Raw genomic sequence first — 18,299 nt, 5'->3', positions numbered from 1 at the left:
GCTAATACTGCTCCAATTATTACTCAATATTGGGTAGTACTAAACCTTGTTAAGATGTAACTGTGAAGTAACAAACTACCAATGTCGCATTTTTAGGGGATAGAAGATGAGCACTTGGGAGCAAAGAGAGAAATACCTGGTTGAGGTGTCACAAAGATGCTTAAAGGGTCACAAAACCTTTGATTTGTGCCGTTCGCATTTGGTCAATTCAAGCCAGATATCAAAAGGCACTATTTACAATCATTTTAGCAGCGAGGCTGATTTAATTGTGGCGGTTGCCTGTAATCAATATCAGCAATGGCACGATTTAGCACAGCAAAACCGTCAGCGTTATGAAGACCCATATTTGTGCTTTATCTTTCACCATTGCAGCCGTATTTATGACTTGTTGAAGCAGCAAGATTTCTTAGTTGATAGAGTCATGCCAAATGAGTCGTTATTGGAAAATTGTAGCGAGCAATATAGGCAACGATTTGAAGCGCTAAGAGCGCAAAATATTGAGTGGAATCGTCAGGTGATTACTGAAATCGGTGAGGTAGCAGGCTTTGATCGACTCGAACTGGCGATTCAATATCTGCGCGGTGCGATGATCAACATAGATGATGCTAAATCAAAATACGATGATCCTAAGCTGTATCACCAGCTTAGCTACGCCTTGACCCAGCTGATTGGTCATTCATCAAAGCGCTTACCTAAACTCAAAGACTTTGAACTATGGCTCAGTGAGCAAGAAACTAATTCGCATAAGCCTTTGCATTAGGACTGTTAGCATTTTCTGAAAATAAAAAGCGCTGCCTAGTTAAATCTAGGCAGCGCTTTTTTGGGGGATAACGTTTACAGCTTAACCAGCAACTTACCTTTGTGCTCACCAGTGAAGAACAGATTTAATCCCTCCATGGCACTTTCAAGGCCAGCTAGCTCATGGGTGCGGAATTTGATTTTACCTTGCATCACGTACGGGGTGAGTTTGGCAAGCAGTGCTGGTACTTCGCCATAGTGATCTGGCATAGCAAAACCTTGCACAGTCACGCGCTTTTTAATCAGGTTAATCCAGTTCGGGCCAGGTGATGGCTCACCCACTTTATAATCAGCAATCATGCCGCACACCACAATGCGACCATGGATGTTCATGCGGTTATAAATGTGCTGCTGAATTGGGCCGCCAGTGTTTTCAAAAAACACATCTACGCCATCGGGTGTTAGCTCGGCAAGCTTGGCTTCAAGGTCATCGGTTTTGTAGTTGATAGCGCCATCAAAACCTAGGCCGTTAACAATCCAGTCAACTTTTTCATCGCTGCCAACAACGCCTATTACGCGCAGGCCATCGGCTTTAGCTAGCTGACCAACCAGTGAGCCAACTGAACCTGCAGCGCCGGTAACCACCAGGGTTTCACCAGCTTTTGGTTTACCGACATTGAACAAGCCTTGGGTGGCGGTTAACCCAGGCAGGGCAAACACAGCCAATGCCATTTCAGCATTAACGCCAGCTTGTACCTTGTTGATCCCTTTGCCATTAGACACAAAATATTCAGTCCAGCCCATCATGCCCATGACTTTGTCGCCAACAGCAAAGTTAGGGTTGTTTGATGCAACCACTTCACCGAAACCGCTTGAGCGCATCACTTCGCCTAGCTCAACACGAGGGATATAACTATTGGTGTCTGGGCTCATCCAGCCAATCATTGCTGGGTCGAGTGACATGTGAGTTTGCTTGATCAGAACCTGATCTGCGCTGATTTCTGGTAAGTCTTTTTTAACTACATCAAACATGTGTGCGCCAAATGGCTTACCGTCTGGACGCTGCTTTAGCAGGATTTGCGTGAACTGGCTCATCTGTTTCCCTTTAGATTATCGAGTGCTTGAGCCTATTATTTATGATAAATATGGTTAGATATAGCGGCTAAAATGACAATCTATATTGTCAAAAAGACAATAATAACGGCGAGAAGATGGATCAACTAAGAGCGCTAAAATACTTTATTGCCACTGTGGATGCGGGCAACTTTTCAGCCGCGGCGACCAAGTTTGGCGTGCCGGCCTCAAGTGTGTCGCGGCGCATTGCCGACCTTGAAGCAAGCCTGGGGACGCAGCTTTTAAAGCGTACCACTCGCAGCGTGAGCTTAACTGAGGTGGGCGCACAATATTATGCTCAGGTTTCACCGCTGGTGGCGCAGTTGCAGCAGTTTGATCAAGGCGTAAAAAACTATCAAACCACGCCTAAAGGTAAGCTTAAAATCAGTACCATGGTGGGTTTTGGTGAGCGAGTGTTGGCACCGATACTCGATGAGTTTGTTCAGTCATATCCTGAGATTGAGCTAGATGTTGAGCTTAGCGATAAACTGTCAAAGCTTGATCGTGATGATGTAGACATCGCCATCCGCGGCGGCTTTGCGCCAAACGAGCATGTGGTTGCCCATAAACTGTTGAATAATCAATTTATTGCCGTCGCTGCGCCAAGTTATATTGAGCGCTATGGTATGCCGCAATCAAGCCAGGATTTACCTAATCACAAAGGTCTTTTCTATCGCACTCCCCATGGTGCAACGCCCTGGCTAAGCTTGATTGATAACCAGTGGCGAGATGTGTCGGCGCCAAGCGTGCTAACCACCAATAACGGCAGTTGGCTGGCTGATAAAGCCATCAGCGGTGAAGGCATTTTAATGATGCCAGAATGGGTGTTAAAGCCCTATCTCGCCAGCGGCGAGTTGATAAAACTCAACTTTGCCGAGCCATTAGCCGTTACCAAAAATCAGGAGCTTGGCGTGTATATGCTGTATCAAAAAGCCGCCTACGCCATTCCAAAAGTCAAAGTAGCGGTGGACTTTATAATGGCGCAGGTAAAGTCAGCATATTGAGTCGAGCATGTATTACTGCCTTGAGTATGAGCCAGTTGCAGTGCTAGTGCTCAAACTTGTCATACAGTTTTGAGGCAATAAAAGCCCCGATAAGCATTTCAATCCAGGCAATCGGAAATATGGTAAATGCCATCGTCCAAGTGCCGAGCCCTGAGTTCACAGACGCTATCCAAAATACACCAAGTGTTGCTAGTGCGGTGACGCTACCTGAGATAACAACTGCGCGATTAGTGTGAGTAAATGATTGTTTGCACAGCCAATACATAAACACTAAGGTGCCGCTAAGAATGGTGTCCCACAATGCCCAAATTAATGCATTGCTGACGCCCATTGGGCCAATTTCAATTCTACCCGCATAAAAGTCTTCCATCATTGGGAACGCCACCAACATGGCGCGTGCAACCTCGGCAATGTTGATCCAAATGCTAGTTAATAGCGTCACAATGATAAATGTCTTGATATTGAATGGGCGGTTCATTGTTTGTACCTATATTTTGTAGTGATCGTTACAAATTGACATTTTATAGTGATCACTACAAAATCGGTAGTGATTAAGATCAAAATTAAAGGCAGCAGTCATGAAAGCGGGTAGAAAAAGAACCTTTGATAGAGAGCAGGCTCTTGATGAGGCGATGCGAGTATTTTGGGAAAATGGCTATTTTGGTACTTCTATCGCTCAGTTGGCGCAAGCTCTAGCGATTAATCCGCCCAGTTTGTACTCCGCATTTGGCAACAAAGAGCAGCTTTATCAACAAGTGCTAGTGTTTTACTACCAGCGATATATCACGCCTTGCTACAACCTATTAGATATTGAGCAAGACAAAGACCCTAAGCTGCAATTAATGTCGCACCTGCAAGCCCTTATCGAGCTATTTACGGCAGGAGATACGCCAACAGGCTGCTTGTTTATCAAGAGTATTAATGAAGCTGAGAATGCTGCATTTCCTGCTGATGTACTTCTGCAGCTTGAGCAAATTGGCAAAGAAATATTTCAAACGATAGCAATGTTTATTGAGCGAAAATTAAAGCCTACTCAAGGTGCCAAGCAGGTCGAACTACTGACCAATAGCCTACTCATTGTGAGCAACGGCATTGCAGTACAAGCTCGCGCTGGGCAGTCAAAAGAAGCGTTAGAAAATGTCGCGCAGCATTGTGTTAAGCAGCTAATGGCATCATGACATGTTAAAACTGCCAATACAGCAAGCTAAAAACCTCGCACTTACAGCCCAAGGCTTAACATCGCCTTTGGTTGGTGAGTCATCTAGTTTTGATGCAAGCTTAGCTGTGCTGCAACACCTTGGCTATGCACAAATAGATTCCATTTCTGTGGTACAGCGAGCACATCACCATGTTATGTGGAGTCGCAATAGTGATTACTTGCCTCACCATCTCGATGAGCTAGTTGCTAGGAAACAAGCATTTGAGTATTGGTCTCACGCAGCAGCTTACATTCCAATGCGAGATTTTCGTTTTACTTTACCTAGAAAAGCAGCCTTTAAATCTGGAGTCTTGCGTCATTGGTATAAGCCTGACCATCAGTTAATGCGCTATGTGTTGGACAGAATAGCTGCCGAGGGCCCGTTAATGGCCAAGGACTTTTCTGGTTCAAGTACTAAAACACAGGGGTGGGGAAGTAAACCTGCTAAGCAAGCATTAGAGTGTTTATACATGCAGGGTGATTTAATGATCCCGCGCAGGCAAGGCTTTCAAAAAGTCTATGATTTGACTCACAGGGTAATACCTGAAGAGGTAGATACTACTTTGCCCAGTGACCAAGAATATGGCCGATTTTTGGTACTTGGTTTCTTGCGTGCTCACGGCATTGGCCGTGCTACACAAATGGCCTATTTACTAAAAGCTGTGCGCCCATTGATAGAAATCAGTTTGAAACAGTTGCTAGATTCGGGCGAAATATTACCTGTGCAAATCAATGACCAGACTTATTTTACTACTCCTGCTGCAATCCAGGCTGCTAGTCAGCCTCTAGGGAATCGCGCAATAATTCTTTCTCCCTTCGACAACCTGATAATTCAACGTGACCGTATGCGGTTTTTATTTGATTTTGACTATCAACTTGAATGCTATTTACCCGAGGCAAAGCGTAAATTTGGCTATTTTTGCCTGCCGGTATTGTGGCAGGGAGAGCTAGTCGCAAAACTAGACTGTAAGGTGAACAAGCAGCAGAAAATACTGCAAGTGAACAAGCTATTCCTTGAGCCTTCGCTAAGTTGTCACGATGATTTTATGGCATCACTCGAGCATCAATTAGCCCAGTTTGCTCGATTTAATCAATGCGAACGAGTCGGCACTCCTTGGTAGTTGTTAGGGCGAAAAACCTCTCTGATAGAGTACTCACAGCAGGAGTTCAAACTCCAGATTACAAAACAACATTGGTGTTTCTCAACTAGACTAAGTCTTTAGGTGGACATGAGTTGGGAGATGCAATGAAGACGCCAGCATTCAGCAAATTTTTGTACATACCAGCCATTGCGTTGGCGTGCTCGTTTGTTATTGGCGGCTATATTTACCACCACACCTTACATAACTGGGTTACCGATATTGTTAGCCAGTACATGTTCAGCATAGTGCGCGACGTGCAGTACGAGGTTGAAGCGCAAAAACTCCACTTTAATGACCTCACGCCCGCTGAGGTTGATGACTTTTTAGATAGTCTGTCGCAGTCCACTACAGATAATCGTTTCACTATTATCGACAGTAGTGGCGTAGTGCTTGGTGACTCGACGCTTAAGCCTCATCAAGTACGTAATATGGAAAACCATGCTGAGCGCCATGAGGTCGCAGCAGCATTTGCAACGGGTACAGGGGTTGCAGAGCGCTACAGTTCAACTAAAAAACAAACCTTATTGTATGTGGCTGTGCGCGTTGAAATTATTGACGCGCAACATCAACACCATGCAGATGAGCATGGCTCGCAATACGTTATCCGTATGGCAATGCCGATGACTGCTCTTGCTGATATGTCTGCAGACTTAAAAGCCATTTTGTATTTAATTATGGCGTTTTCTATGGCGGTGCTGGTGGCATCAATTTGGTACAGCTACCAGCGCATGTCGATTCTCATTAACCATGAAAAGCAGCAACAGCAAGATCGCATAAACAAAAGCACCAAGGAAATTGAATTACTTAGGCAGCTAGCTAACATGCTGGCTGCTTGCAAAAACATGGATGATGCCCGCGTGGTGGTGCAAGACATAGTGCCGCGTATTCTGGTCGGTATTAATGGTTGTGTGTCGATCATGCGCGATTCGCGTAACTTGCTTGAGGTGACCATAGACTGGGGCGATAACTGGCCTGCGCACACTGCATTTGAGCCAAATGATTGCTGGGCGATGCGTAAGGGTAAATATCATTTATCTCAAGATGAAAACCACAATCTAAGTTGTAACCACATGCGTGAGTTAAATGAGCAGCACACCGCCATGTGCATTCCACTCACAGCCCATGGCAACACGGTTGGCTTGTTCCATTTGTATTTTCCAACGGGCGCGGTTTGTTTAACTGAAGAGACTAAGCAGCTCGCGTTTACCTTAGCTGAGCACTTAGGTTTGGCGTTAGCTAACCTGCGTTTTCAGCAAAAGCTGCGGGCACAGGCGCTGCGCGATCCGCTTACTCAGTTATATAACCGCCGATATTTTGAAGACAAACTTGAGCGTGAGTGGGCAATCGCCAATCAAAACAATAGCGTGCTGTCAGTGCTGATGCTAGATCTCGACCACTTTAAACAGTTTAACGATAACTTTGGTCATGACGCTGGGGATTATGTGCTGAAACAGGTCGCGAGCTTACTGATTAAAGTGGCTGGCACTCAAGGCTCGGTGTGCCGTTTGGGAGGTGAAGAGTTAGCTATTATTTGTCCTGACTTTTCCGCGCAGCAAGCCTTTGAGCTGGCTGAGCGGGTTGTGGCAGAGGTAAGCGCCATGCATATTGAAATGAACAAGCTGTCGTTAGGGCAGGTAAGTATCTCAGCTGGAGTGGCGACCTATCCAGATAGCAAAGTGTCACAGCAAGAGCTAGTGAAACTTGCCGACACCGCGCTGTATCAAGCCAAAGACAATGGCCGTTCACAGGCGGTGCATGCTAGCGCTAGTAATACCAAAGCAAGTACTAGCGAATCATGATGCCTAAAAGGCGTTACAGGGTTTGCATTAGCTGAATATAGTTGCCGCAAGTGTCATCGAGCACCGCAATCTTCACTGTGCCAGCTTCTCTTGGCTCAATAGAGAACTCAACGCCTAGCTTAACTAATCTTTGGTATTCGCTGTCGATATCATCGACGGCAAATGATGTCCAAGGGATACCAGCTTGTTTTAACGCATCTTGATACTGCTTAGCTGGTTCAAATGCCATAGGTTCAAGTAGCAGCTCAACGCCAGCTTGCTCCTGGGCTGACACCACCGTTAGCCACTTATGCTCACCAAGTGGTACCTCAGTCTTTTTCACAAAGCCTAAAATGTTAGTGTAGAAATCTAATGCCTTGTCTTGGTTAGTGACTGGCACGCTAGTGAGTGCAATTTTAATCATGTGTACTTTTCCTTTCTTAAAAACGGTAACAACTGGATTGAGTACAGAATAACAACTGCTGTATTTAAAACTTATTCTAGATTGCTTTTATGGTTTTGGACCCTGCTAGCGAGCGTCGTTTTTGAGGGGAGTATGTAATTGCTGAAACGCTTTAGGTGAGTATCCGGTGCTCTTTTTGAACACGGCAGAAAAAGTGGTGAGGCTCTCGTAACCCACGTCAAAACAAGTTTTGGTGATGCTTTGCCCTTGTTGCAGCAACAGCTTCGCTCTGTCTATGCGCATATCTTTAAGGTGAGTTCTTGGCGTAACACCATAGATTTGCTTGAACATACGCACATAGTGAAAACGCGACATAAATGAAGCTTTAGCTAGGTCATCTAACACCACATTTTCGCTGTGATATTTTTGCATAAAACTGCGCGACTGGCGGATCAGTGCGAACAACTTCGGGCTGGGTAGCACCTCATTGTAAAGGCGCTCTAGCTCTTGCTCATAGAATGTTTTTTGGCGAGATGACATAGCGTACCTGAAGCTTTAGGAGCGATTAAATGAGATTGTACAGAACTTATTCAGTTAATTCATTTATAGACGAGTTCTCAAACTGCAAAACTCGCCGCGCAACCTTATCTGTATAGAGTATGGTGGCGCGACCTAGACCATTGTTGTGAGTGAATTTATTAGCATTCAACTTTTATATTTAGCATTAGTTCCGAAGAACTAACGGTACGGGCTTTCAGATTTTGAATATAACACATCCTTAACTTCTTGCTCTTTATGCGAATAGCCCTTTTTATTCTGTAATTTGAAAGAAATGACTTTCTCTAATGATAGGATTGGTTCTAAGTTCAAGTCTGATATTTTTAAATCGTATGTGTGTAAGTGAATCAAGTTAACTAGATTGGCAATCCCATTGATAGAACTGATGTCTCCCATTTTATAAATGTTTAGATGCTTTAGTGAAGTAAGATTGAATACTGGTGAAATATCCATAACTTTTTTTAACCCGTAGAGCTCCAAAGACTCAAGGCTGTTTAGGTGCTGTAACCCTGATAAGTGAGTTAGGTTACGAAGCAGACTGAGCTCCAATTTTTTTAGTTTTTGAAATTTCTCCAATCCCTCTAAGTTGTTTAAATTTCCACCAACTATTATAAGTTGCCGCAAGTCTTTACAAAATGTAAGTGAACTCAAATTCCCAACGTTTGAATTGAACTTGTGAATAGAAAGAACTTGTAGTTTCTCTAATTTTATAACTTCTTTGGCGAGCCATGGGTACCAGTCAGTATTGAGTTCGATAATGTTATCGAGATGGTCAAAACTGATATTGCTTTTTTTAATGTTTACCATGGTTAATGATTTTAAGTCATTCAATTCTCCCAAAATTTCTGTCGAACATGTTGGGATTCCATAAATTTTTATGCCAGTTAAGTTTTTAACTTCTTTCAGAAAATCAATACTTTTGAATTTGTGCTCTGAAAAATTAAGATAAACACCAATTTTACTTCCTTGTTTGTTTAGAAAAGATAGCGACAAATCAATGTTCGAAGGAGAAACTTGATAAAAGTCTATATCTCCGAGATAGCAACTGAATTTTATTTTAACCGCCATTATCTTGGTCCTTGTCCATAAGTTTTACACCAGGTGAGTTGACTTTATTTATCGAGTGATCGCTTTTTACCAGTCATTTAAGTTCATATTATGAGCCTCTAACTTGAGTGTATCTTGAGCTTCTTTAGATTTAGTACTACCTGTTGCTTGGCGTGACTGGCGGATCAGCGCGATCTGTTTCGGGCTGGGTAACACCTCATTGTGAAGACGCTCTAGCTCTTGCTCATAAAATGTTTTTTGGCGAGATGACATAACGAATCCTAGTGTTAGCGAGCCTCAAACCCGAGATTGATACAAATAGGCATACATTAGAGAGTATACGTGTAGCTATGGTTTGAGTGAGTCAATAAACTAGATTGTATAGAACTTGTTCAATTAATTCAGTTTGACAACTTTTGGGGTTAAGTTAATGAACAAAATTAGCGTCGTCATTGGAGCCATTTTAGGGGTTAGCGTCATGAATACTGCTGTTTCAGCCACGAATGATATAAACAGTGAGTTATACAAGTTAGTTGATACTGTCAAAGATGCCCAAGGTAATGTCTATCGAACAGTCACAATAGGCAAGCAAACTTGGCTAGCTGAAAACCTCAGAAGCACACAGTTTCAAGACGGATCTATGGTGTCGAGTGGGGTTATTCCTAACGATGAACAAGCGAATTTATTGAAATATGGCAGGCTTTATAATTGGCATGATGTATCTGACTCCAGAAACCTATGTCCTGATGGGTGGCGCGTAGCAACGGATGAAGATTGGCAACAGCTTGAGCGAACTATTGGTATGGCTGAGGCAGAGGTAGATACTCTTGGGTGGCGCGGTGGTGACAAAGACTTAGGGGCTCAGCTTAAAGAGTCGCAGGACGATGGCCTATTTAAAAAGTTCGACCCCGAAGTCATTAACAAACAGCAATTTTTTGCAAGGCCTGCAGGCGTAAAGTGGAATGGCCTGTACATCACTCAAGGGGCATACACTGAGTTTTGGACAGCCAGCGCCGCTAATAACAAAGATGCCTATATCCGCACGCTGGCATACTCATGGTGGAATAGTCATAAAGGTGAAATTCGCCGTGCAACTAGCTCAAAAGATTATATGTTCTCGGTAAGATGTGTCAGGGAATAGATATAAGCAAGAATTTGGTCTTTCAAGTGCTTAGAGCTGCGAATATGACTAAGTGATGAAGCGCCATGCAAGTACTATTGCATGGCGCTTTTTAGGTTTTGGGCTTACTCTGCGGCTGAAACCTCTGTAAAGCTTGGTGCTTGTTGGTAAATATCTTTCGCCGAGTACTTAACCGTACTGAAGTCGATTTTGTCTAAGTCTACTTTACGGATGTCTGGGTTGTTCACCGTGCGGTAGTAGTAATCTTTATTCTCAATATCCACTACATTGCCGTAGCCAATCATTTGCGAGTCAGGTGAAACCCATAACCAGTACATAGTGCTTGGTACAATTTCCATGGCGTTGAGAATGGAGAACGCTCGGCCTAGACCATTGTTGCGGGCGTCTTTGTCAGCACCACGATTTTTATATTCAGCATTGATTGCTGCTAGGTGTGAGAAACGGCTGTCAGAACCAGAATCTAGTTTTTGCCAAATATCTACGGTTTCATCAGTGCGTGCTGTCGCTGCGTCGATGTGCTTTTGCGCATTCTTCAATTGCTCAGGATATGCTGGGTCATTGGCCATCACACCCACTTCATTTTCGTAGATAGTTGGGTAGCCAGAACCATCAACATACTCCACAACCACCGCGCGTTCTTTGTCACGAATGGCGTAGTGCATGCCAACAGTTAAATCGTGGGCAACTTTGATTTTGGTGGTTTCTACTTTGGTTTTCTTTAGTAATTCGACCGCTTCGTCGACAGACTTTGCGTTAGCGAGCACATGGCCAACCACCTCTAGGTAGTTTATGTCACCTTTGCCTTCTTCAAGGTATTCAGATTCAAGTAGCGCCAGCGATTCAATATTAACGCCGTGTTCGTTTAGGCCAGATGAAATCCACTCAGTGTTTTCGTGGCGCATACCAATGAAGCCGTAATCACCTGACTTACCATTAATTTCATAGCCGCGTGGCACAGTAACAAGGTGTTCACCCATGAAGTCTGGCGCTTCCATTGTGCGAGATACATAGGCTTTGCCGTCTACTTCGAAAGTTGAGTATGAACATGCGTTAGCTGTTGCGGTTAAACCAGCCGAAAGCACAGCTGCAGTGGCGATAGTTAAGATAGTCTTTTTCATAATATGAGCCTTATAAATTTGAGTGGGCATTTACCCTAAGTTGAATTCCTTACGCTAATTCTTGGCCGTTCTCCTTGGATGACTTCATTATGAACATGGTAATAAGGGTTTAAAAATGTCATTAAACATGATTTCCATGTCTATAATGTGGGAGAGTTGAGCACATTTAAGCGGGGTATATTGGTGAACTTTTCACTCTCACAGTTGCAAGCATTTGTTTATACAGTAGAAAAGGGCAGTTTTAAGGCTGCTGCTGTTGAATTGGGTAAGCGAAGTCAGGTCATTGCACAGCTGGTGGCTACGATGGAAGATAGCTGCGATTTAGTGTTGTTTGAACGTCATGTACGACGCTTAGAGGTAACCTCACAGGGTAGAAAGCTATATCGCTACGCCAGACGCGTGCTGGAAACCGCTGAGGCATTGAACCATCAATTATCTAGCTATGAGCAAGATATTCCAGAGCAGTTTAATTTAGCCTTAGACAACACCTTACTTTGCCCTGAATTGACAGCCTGTTACATGGCGGTGATAGCGCAATTCCCCACGATCGATTTACAGGTACTGACTGGCGGCACAGAGCAAGTTATTGAATGGGTTAGATCCGGTGAGGTAGAAATGGGGTTGATATTCTCACCGCTTTCACAAATTGAGTCTGTGGTGCATGTGCCTGCCTATAACTTTCCGGTTGTAGATGTCGCGGGTGTGAATACCTTAAATAGAGGCGCGGTGGCAACGGAGCTGGAGCTGGCAAGCCTGACTCAAATTGTGCCTAATGTTGTTTTTAAATATCGACACGACACTCACTACGTATTAAGTGACCAATTTATTAAGACCAATAATCTCAGAGAAGCGATGTCTATGCTTAGGTTTGATAATACTTGGATGCGAGTGCCTGAGTTTGTCGCCAAAGCTGAAATTGAGTCTGGCATGGTAAATGAATTCTCAATTGAGGGTGCGAGTGAAACGGTTTGGTACGCTGAGATTATTTATCAGTCAGAGCAAGAAGTGACTCTGGCTGGTGAGTTGTTTACGCAACAGGTTCAGGGATTGGATAAGGTTTTCTTTGACTAAAACGTCTCGTTTTATGGTGGCAAGTGGTAATGGTAATTTGTATCTAAGTTAGCTTGCTTGGCTTATTACTTCAGTAGGCATACCACTTCAGCACGCATATAAAGCTCAGCAGGCATAAAAATCCCTCTGACTGAGAGTCTGAGGGATCTGAGATTAGCTAGTTAGCTTCGATTACTGAGCTGCACACTGAGTAAATACGGCTTTCTGTAGGCCTTGTTCAGCTTGCTTTACTGTGTCAGCACACATGGTTTCGGTGAACCCTAGCGTGTCGTTAAAGTTGTAGCCGATTTGAGCACGAGTGTCGTAGTTAGTGAATAGGAAGTCACCGTTTTGGTGGTTGTACACAAATTGAGTCCAAGTTGCGTATGTCTCACCGTTAGTTGGGTCAATCAGGTCTTGTGGGATCAAGTTACCCGCATTGTATGTACTTAGTAGCTTGCCGCGAGTTTGTGCCCAGCTTGCATCTTCTTTGAATTCAACGTGTTGAGTGTTAAATAGACCACGTAGGTTACGGTCTAGTGAGCTGATTGAGCTTGGGATACCTGTAGCTGCTAGATCGTCTAAGTTAACCTTCTCAACGTATGCACGGTGATCTTGTTGCAGTGGTGAGTTCGCCATCACACGTAGATCAGACTTAGTATCACCACGATAAACAACCATTTCGCCACCTTTATTTAGCTGAAGCAGCGCGATGTCGCCAGACTTATCTTGGATAGAAATGTGTAAGCCGTGCTCGTGACCGTGAAGGCCATCTTTCCATGCGATTTGCCATTCATTATTGTTGAAGGCTTTAACTGCTTCTTCAGTCGTTGCATAAGTTTCAGTGATGTAACGGATGACGTCTAGGAAGCTCACAGCTGGTGCGCCAGAGTCTTGATAAGCTTCTATGAACTTAGCCGAGTCGTACATGTATAGTAGAGAAGCCGCTAGACCCTCAGAGTTGATTGCATCAGATGCTACGCCACCGAATACATCCCACTCCATTTGAGCAATTGCGTGGTACTTAGTTGTCCACTCCATTGCGTTTTTGTATTTAGGCGTTTCAGAAACGTTCTTAACACCTACAGGGTTTACTTGAGCAACGTTACCTAGCTGATCACCCCAGTCTAAAGAGCGAACTGTAGATACACCGTGTGGTGTGTCTAATGTAAAGCGTGAACAAGCTTCAGCAACGTTAGCAACAGTAGCGATAGACATTGCAGCAACAGCGGCGATTGCGATCGAGTTTAGTTTGAATGATTTCATAATAATTCTCTCTTTAGTTGAGGACTCTTTCTGTGTATGAGTCTATTATTGCTATCATTCGGTTATTTCAAAGCCGCTTAGGGTAGGGGAGTCCCCTATGAAATATTTGCGTTTGCGAGCTAACGATGTTTGCGAACTAATGGCGCTTATGAAATGAGATAAGTGAAGCGAGATGAGTGAGGTGAAAGATGTCAGCATCGTTGGATCAACTGCGTGCTTTTGTTGCCACTGTCGATAATAAAGGGATGGCTCAGGCCGCCAGGCACCTGGGAAAGCATGTCTCTACAGTGAGAGAGCAGTTAAACAACTTAGAGATTGATACTGGGCTGGAGTTGTTTATTCGTCATGCACGCTCAATGGAAGTGACCCCTCAAGGCGAACAGCTTTATAAGTCGGCGGTTGCCATGCTAAAAGAAGCAGCGCTGTTCGATGCTAACGTAGACAGTATATTGCAGGGCGTACCTGACAAGCTAACGATTGCTATCGATTCAAGCCTTATGGAAAGTGAGATTGATAATATGATCGCGCGTATCACCAAGGCTTACCCGCACATGTCATTGAAGTTGCTGACCAGTGACACTATGCAAATTCAAAGTTGGATTCTCTCGGGTATTGCTGATATTGGCTTAATGTTCAATACACTGCGCCTGCACGATGAACTTAAAAGCGAGAAAGCTTACTCCTTTGGTGTGCAGCACATAGTGCCAGCCTCGTGGGATTTACCCGCTGAATTAGACTCAGACTTTCTCAATGATAAGTTGCAAATTAGCCTGTCTTTTTTATCGGATATAGGCATGCGCAGCGCTGATGTCACCAGTCATCGATTTATGCTTTGCAACAATGCAATGCAGACTCTGAATTTGATAAAAGCAGGTGTGGGGTGGGCATCTCTACCGGGCTTTATTTGCCAGCAAGCGCTTAATGAAAAGCAGGTTCAGCTGTATCAAGCCACGCAAGAAAGCGTGTCTGACTGGAACACTAACATCGTCTGGCTAAAGCAAAAAGTGCTCAACCCCGCGATGAAGATGTTTATTGAAGAGATCCACACACTGCCTACAGTGCGTTAGCTCAATTAAAGGCAGTGTAAATAATAAAACTTAGCGGTCTTCTAATTTTAATATGCCGTCTATTACTAAGCGCATTGCCGAGTTGACGGGTTTTTCTGTTCGCCAAATGACGTCTGTATACCAGTGTGCGCTGTCTTCTACTTCTAATTCAAATTTATCGACTTCTCCGTTTTCAATGGCTTCTCTGCATAAGTACAGCGGCATGATTGCCCAGCAGGAGCAATGTTTCACTAAATTCAATATTTCATGCAAGCTATTGCAATATGTGACTTTATTGCTGATATTGTGGCCTTCACTGAGGCCTAGATCTTTCAGAAAGTTAACTGATATCTGCCGTAATCCGCGAACTTGGTGTTTGGTCAATTGTTTGCCAGCGATCCCTAGGTCTGGTGAGGCGACATTGGCAATTTGGAAACTAAAGGCCCTAGCTGATGAGAGCTCATGAGGCATTGAAAAAGTACCGACACTAAAGCCAATATCAGCTTGTCCTGTTAATACCCAGCTTCTCACCAACAGCGCATCTCCAGTCAGTATTTTCACTTCAAGCGTTGGGAATCGAACAAAAAGCTGCTTATAAACCTGTGATAGTTCTTCTCCACTGAGGGCGGTATCCATCGCAATAGTGATTCGACTGGGCTCTTCTTCCAATAAACTGCTGGCTTTAGCATCAAAGTGCTCAAGCTCTCGCAACACTGAACGTGCATGCTCAAACAGTTGATTACCTTTTTCCGTCAACTCCAGTGATCGAGGCTTACGAACAAATAACTCAAAGCCGACCTCACTTTCTAAATTTGCCACTAACCCACTGATGGTTACGGCATGTTTTCCTATGCTTCGGCTAGCTTGTTTAAAGCCACCTTTCTCTACAGTTTCACTAAATGCATGTAATTGTTCGATTGAAATTGCCATTAGCTTGCCCATGTCACCATCAATGAATAGGTTAAACCTATCCTTGAGACCATGGTGAGTCAAATCAATCTGCATAATAATTGTCCGCATCAAAAGCGTTGCTTCAACAGGTGAAGTAACCGTCAGTAATCCAATAGGTATCAAGATGGCACTATCACGCACTTTTAAATTTGCACCAATCGCGTTGGCTCTAGTAGCTGGGAGCGCATTAGCGGCAGATTTCTCTCAAGAAGAATTGGCATACATGCCTGCTAACACACAAATTGAGCTGTTCAAGAGTGGCTTAATTACCCCTGTTGACGTGCTTAAAGCGCAAAAAGCTCAGTACGATGCAACCAACAAGGTTGTTAACGCAGTGACTTTTGAGCACTGGGAAACAGCAATGAAAGCTGCGAAAGAAGCGACTAAACGTTACGAAGATGGTACTTACCGCCAGCTGGAAGGTGTTACGTACGCAGTGAAAGATGAGCACCATGACAAGGGTTGGAAAGTCACCTTTGGCTCGAAGCTACATATGGATGACGCGCCAATGGAGTACGCGGATCCAATGGTTTCTAAAATGAATGCATCTGGCGCGATCCCTGTGATTCAAACTACTGTGCCAGAGTTTTACTTCAGCTGGGTAACATCAACGCTAGCATGGGGTACAACCCGTAACCCTTGGAATCCTGACTTCGCTGTAGGCGGTTCATCAGGCGGTTCTGGCGCAGCAGTTGCCGCAGGTTACGCAACCATGGCAACGGGTTCAGATATGGGCGGCTCAATCCGTATTCCATCATCTTTTAACGGTTTATACGGCCTGAAGCCAGCAGCGTTCACTGTACCAAACGCTATGCTTTACTCGTACTTCTCAGGTAGCGGCCCAATCGCACGTAGCTTTGAAGACATGGTAATGATGTACAACGTTATGTCTGGCCAAGATGCTGCTATGTCTGTGCCAACTGTGGGTGAGCAACCTAAGCTAACTAAAGAAGTTGAGTCTCTAAAAGGCATGAAGATCGCTTACATCGGCGATATGGGCACCAGCCCAATGGCTGACTACGTTGCTAAAGGTATGGAAAACGGCCTGGAAGTTTTACGTAAGCAAGGTGCTACTGTTGATGTTGTTGAGTTTGACTTCGAAATGCAAATGGGTCTGCTTGAAGGTATCTCTAACCTAGCATTCTCTGGTGCGATGGGCGCGCCAATGATGGACGCTTACGGCGACCACACTGACCAAATGTCACCATATGCAGGCAAATTAATTGGTAAAGCTGTTAGTCATCGTGAAGATTACGACGGTCGTGCACAAGCTAAAACAGAAGCTGAAGTACTACGCATGTGGACTAAGTTATCAACTGAAATCTACGCAAAAGGCTACGATTTAGTTATTGCACCAACAATGCCTACGGTTACTGTTCCAGCTGATTACGATTTTATTGTTGGTGAGCCAATTGTTGAAAATGGCGTAACTTACGACAAAGCTGTTGGTATGACGTACACCCTACCATTCAACCTATTAGGTTGGTTGCCAGCGGCAAGTGTACCAGCAGGCCTAAGCCCAGACGGTGTTCCATTTGGTATGCAAATTATTGGTAAGCCGGATGACACTGCAACAGTAGTTAAAGTTGCTGGCGCATACAGCAAAGGCGCTCCTAAGTTCTTTACAGGTGAGCTGCTGCCAAAAGGCGTTAAGTAATAAGGTTGTTTCAGCTACCCTAGTCACTTGATAGTATGAAAAAATCCCCGCTAAAAAATTAGCGGGGATTTTTTATTTTTGCTCACTGATAAGTAGTTTCGCGGGCGACTCATTGGATAACCGAATTTAGTCCATTCTTGTTTTGTCTACAATTAACAAAGCTAGCTGAAACGAGAAACAGCTATATTCGACAAACTCTTTATCGATTCGGCAGCTTTGCCAGTTCGTCAATCATATAGTCCATAACAGCATTCCGTGGCCGCGCCGTTAGCCAACTTATTTCAGTCGCCCACTGGTTAGGGCGCCTTGATGCCGTGGGTGAAATGTACATTTTATCCAGTTCACCTGCTTCGATCTCTTTTAAGCAAAGAAACTCTGGCAGCATCGCCCATGCCTCAGTGTGTTTTATCAGTTCAATCGAGTTGCGCAGGTTATTGCTGTAAATAGTGCGTGAGCTGAGGTTGTGAGTATCTTCTTGAGCGGTCTGCTTCATGAATAATGCCGATACCTGTAGCATTCCCCTCACTTGCTCTAGCGAGACCAACTTCTCTTTACAATCTAGCTGTGGTGAAGCCACCATCACCACATTAAATGAGTAACCGTCAGCCACTGTTAACTCGTGGTGCCCTCTGAACAATGCAATGCCAAAGCCCATATCTGCCTGTTCATTTAGTACATGACTGCGCACTTGCATTGGGTCTACCGTAATGATTTTGAATTCAATTGATGGAAACTTGTTAACCAACTTGGCGCATGTTTTGGCGACATCCGCTCCCATCAGGTCGCTATCTACAGCAATGGTAAACGTGGATGGTAATCCCTCTAACAAGCTATTGGCTTTCACATCTAACAAATCACATTCTCTGAGCACCGACCGGGCATAACGATACATCTCAGTCCCTTTTGGCGTGATCTCCAATGAGCGAGGCTTGCGCACGAATAGCTCCATGCCTAGCTCAGCTTCTAAGTTTGCTATCAAGCCGCTGACGGTTGAGGTGTGCTTGCCCAACTTAATGCTGGCTTGCTTAAAGCTGCCTTTATCGACTGTTTCAACAAAAGCGCTGAGTTGTTCTAGTGTCATTGCCATAT

General features: G+C 44.3%; 19 protein-coding genes. 9 read left to right on the top strand and 10 right to left on the bottom strand.

Annotation, left to right across the window (positions count from 1 at the left end; all coding sequences use genetic code 11):
• Nucleotides 1-106: 106 nt before the first annotated feature.
• Entirely contained in the window at nt 107-760 is a 654-nt protein-coding gene (locus EXU30_RS09300; protein ID WP_130599429.1) for a TetR/AcrR family transcriptional regulator, read from the top strand.
• Between the two features lie 74 nt (nt 761-834).
• Here the strand turns inward: EXU30_RS09300 and EXU30_RS09295 are convergent, their stop codons facing one another.
• Nucleotides 835-1,833: an NADP-dependent oxidoreductase gene (locus EXU30_RS09295; protein WP_130599427.1), complete on the bottom strand. Its 999-nt coding sequence runs from the start codon at nt 1,831-1,833 to the stop codon at nt 835-837.
• A gap of 116 nt (nt 1,834-1,949) precedes the next feature.
• Between EXU30_RS09295 and EXU30_RS09290 the strand changes: the two genes are divergently transcribed.
• Nucleotides 1,950-2,855 (top strand): LysR family transcriptional regulator, encoded by a 906-nt coding sequence (locus tag EXU30_RS09290; protein WP_130599425.1) that lies wholly within the window; start codon nt 1,950-1,952, stop codon nt 2,853-2,855.
• A 43-nt stretch (nt 2,856-2,898) separates the two neighbouring features.
• Here EXU30_RS09290 and EXU30_RS09285 read toward each other — a convergent pair whose 3' ends face one another.
• A complete protein-coding gene (locus EXU30_RS09285) occupies nt 2,899-3,333 on the bottom strand; it encodes a hypothetical protein (protein WP_130599423.1) in 435 nt (144 codons plus the stop codon).
• 100 nt (nt 3,334-3,433) lie between these two features.
• Here EXU30_RS09285 and EXU30_RS09280 point away from each other — a divergent pair, with 100 nt between their 5' ends.
• The 3 genes from EXU30_RS09280 to EXU30_RS09270 all read left to right on the top strand — a co-directional run bounded on the left by EXU30_RS09280 (nt 3,434) and on the right by EXU30_RS09270 (nt 6,994).
• Nucleotides 3,434-4,033 carry a TetR/AcrR family transcriptional regulator gene (locus tag EXU30_RS09280; protein WP_130599421.1) on the top strand — a complete coding sequence of 200 codons (600 nt, stop codon included), beginning with the start codon at nt 3,434-3,436 and terminating at the stop codon, nt 4,031-4,033.
• Nucleotide 4,034: 1 nt separating this feature from the next.
• Nucleotides 4,035-5,174: a winged helix-turn-helix domain-containing protein gene (locus EXU30_RS09275; RefSeq protein ID WP_130599419.1), complete on the top strand. Its 1,140-nt coding sequence runs from the start codon at nt 4,035-4,037 to the stop codon at nt 5,172-5,174.
• A gap of 125 nt (nt 5,175-5,299) precedes the next feature.
• Nucleotides 5,300-6,994, top strand: a complete 1,695-nt coding sequence (locus tag EXU30_RS09270) for a sensor domain-containing diguanylate cyclase (protein ID WP_130599417.1) — start codon at nt 5,300-5,302, stop codon at nt 6,992-6,994.
• 13 nt (nt 6,995-7,007) lie between these two features.
• On the opposite strand, the gene EXU30_RS09265 is transcribed toward EXU30_RS09270, so the two are convergent.
• The 4 genes from EXU30_RS09265 to EXU30_RS09250 form a co-directional block, all read right to left on the bottom strand.
• Complete coding sequence (locus EXU30_RS09265; RefSeq protein ID WP_130599415.1) at nt 7,008-7,397, bottom strand: VOC family protein; 390 nt, start codon at nt 7,395-7,397, stop codon at nt 7,008-7,010.
• A gap of 105 nt (nt 7,398-7,502) precedes the next feature.
• Nucleotides 7,503-7,916 carry a helix-turn-helix transcriptional regulator gene (locus EXU30_RS09260; protein ID WP_130599413.1) on the bottom strand — a complete coding sequence of 138 codons (414 nt, stop codon included), beginning with the start codon at nt 7,914-7,916 and terminating at the stop codon, nt 7,503-7,505.
• A 198-nt stretch (nt 7,917-8,114) separates the two neighbouring features.
• A complete protein-coding gene (locus tag EXU30_RS09255; protein WP_130599411.1) occupies nt 8,115-9,002 on the bottom strand; it encodes a hypothetical protein in 888 nt (295 codons plus the stop codon).
• A gap of 66 nt (nt 9,003-9,068) precedes the next feature.
• Nucleotides 9,069-9,254 (bottom strand): hypothetical protein, encoded by a 186-nt coding sequence (locus EXU30_RS09250; RefSeq protein WP_130599409.1) that lies wholly within the window; start codon nt 9,252-9,254, stop codon nt 9,069-9,071.
• 157 nt (nt 9,255-9,411) lie between these two features.
• Between EXU30_RS09250 and EXU30_RS09245 the strand changes: the two genes are divergently transcribed.
• A complete protein-coding gene (locus tag EXU30_RS09245; RefSeq protein WP_423213367.1) occupies nt 9,412-10,122 on the top strand; it encodes a fibrobacter succinogenes major paralogous domain-containing protein in 711 nt (236 codons plus the stop codon).
• A gap of 104 nt (nt 10,123-10,226) precedes the next feature.
• Here the strand turns inward: EXU30_RS09245 and EXU30_RS09240 are convergent, their stop codons facing one another.
• Nucleotides 10,227-11,240: a linear amide C-N hydrolase gene (locus EXU30_RS09240; RefSeq protein ID WP_165399000.1), complete on the bottom strand. Its 1,014-nt coding sequence runs from the start codon at nt 11,238-11,240 to the stop codon at nt 10,227-10,229.
• 183 nt (nt 11,241-11,423) lie between these two features.
• On the opposite strand from EXU30_RS09240, the gene EXU30_RS09235 reads away from it, so the two are divergent.
• A complete protein-coding gene (locus EXU30_RS09235) occupies nt 11,424-12,311 on the top strand; it encodes a LysR family transcriptional regulator (RefSeq protein ID WP_130599403.1) in 888 nt (295 codons plus the stop codon).
• Nucleotides 12,312-12,482: 171 nt separating this feature from the next.
• Here EXU30_RS09235 and EXU30_RS09230 read toward each other — a convergent pair whose 3' ends face one another.
• Complete coding sequence (locus tag EXU30_RS09230) at nt 12,483-13,556, bottom strand: linear amide C-N hydrolase (protein ID WP_130599401.1); 1,074 nt, start codon at nt 13,554-13,556, stop codon at nt 12,483-12,485.
• Nucleotides 13,557-13,744: 188 nt separating this feature from the next.
• Here EXU30_RS09230 and EXU30_RS09225 point away from each other — a divergent pair, with 188 nt between their 5' ends.
• Nucleotides 13,745-14,623: a LysR family transcriptional regulator gene (locus EXU30_RS09225; RefSeq protein ID WP_130599399.1), complete on the top strand. Its 879-nt coding sequence runs from the start codon at nt 13,745-13,747 to the stop codon at nt 14,621-14,623.
• Nucleotides 14,624-14,653: 30 nt separating this feature from the next.
• Here EXU30_RS09225 and EXU30_RS09220 read toward each other — a convergent pair whose 3' ends face one another.
• On the bottom strand, nt 14,654-15,694 hold the full coding sequence (locus EXU30_RS09220) for a LysR family transcriptional regulator (protein ID WP_130599397.1): 1,041 nt from the start codon (nt 15,692-15,694) through the stop codon (nt 14,654-14,656).
• On the opposite strand from EXU30_RS09220, the gene EXU30_RS09215 reads away from it, so the two are divergent.
• Nucleotides 15,678-17,210, top strand: coding sequence for an amidase (locus EXU30_RS09215; RefSeq protein ID WP_130599395.1), 1,533 nt, complete (start codon nt 15,678-15,680; stop codon nt 17,208-17,210). The genes EXU30_RS09220 and EXU30_RS09215 overlap by 17 nt on opposite strands.
• A 199-nt stretch (nt 17,211-17,409) precedes the next feature.
• Here EXU30_RS09215 and EXU30_RS09210 read toward each other — a convergent pair whose 3' ends face one another.
• Nucleotides 17,410-18,297 (bottom strand): LysR family transcriptional regulator, encoded by an 888-nt coding sequence (locus EXU30_RS09210; protein ID WP_130599393.1) that lies wholly within the window; start codon nt 18,295-18,297, stop codon nt 17,410-17,412.
• Nucleotides 18,298-18,299 lie beyond the last annotated feature (2 nt).

The organism is Shewanella maritima, assembly GCF_004295345.1.
Lineage (GTDB): Bacteria > Pseudomonadota > Gammaproteobacteria > Enterobacterales > Shewanellaceae > Shewanella > Shewanella maritima.
The sequence above is the reverse complement of the archived record's forward strand: the minus strand, read 5'-3'. Positions and strand labels throughout refer to the sequence as shown.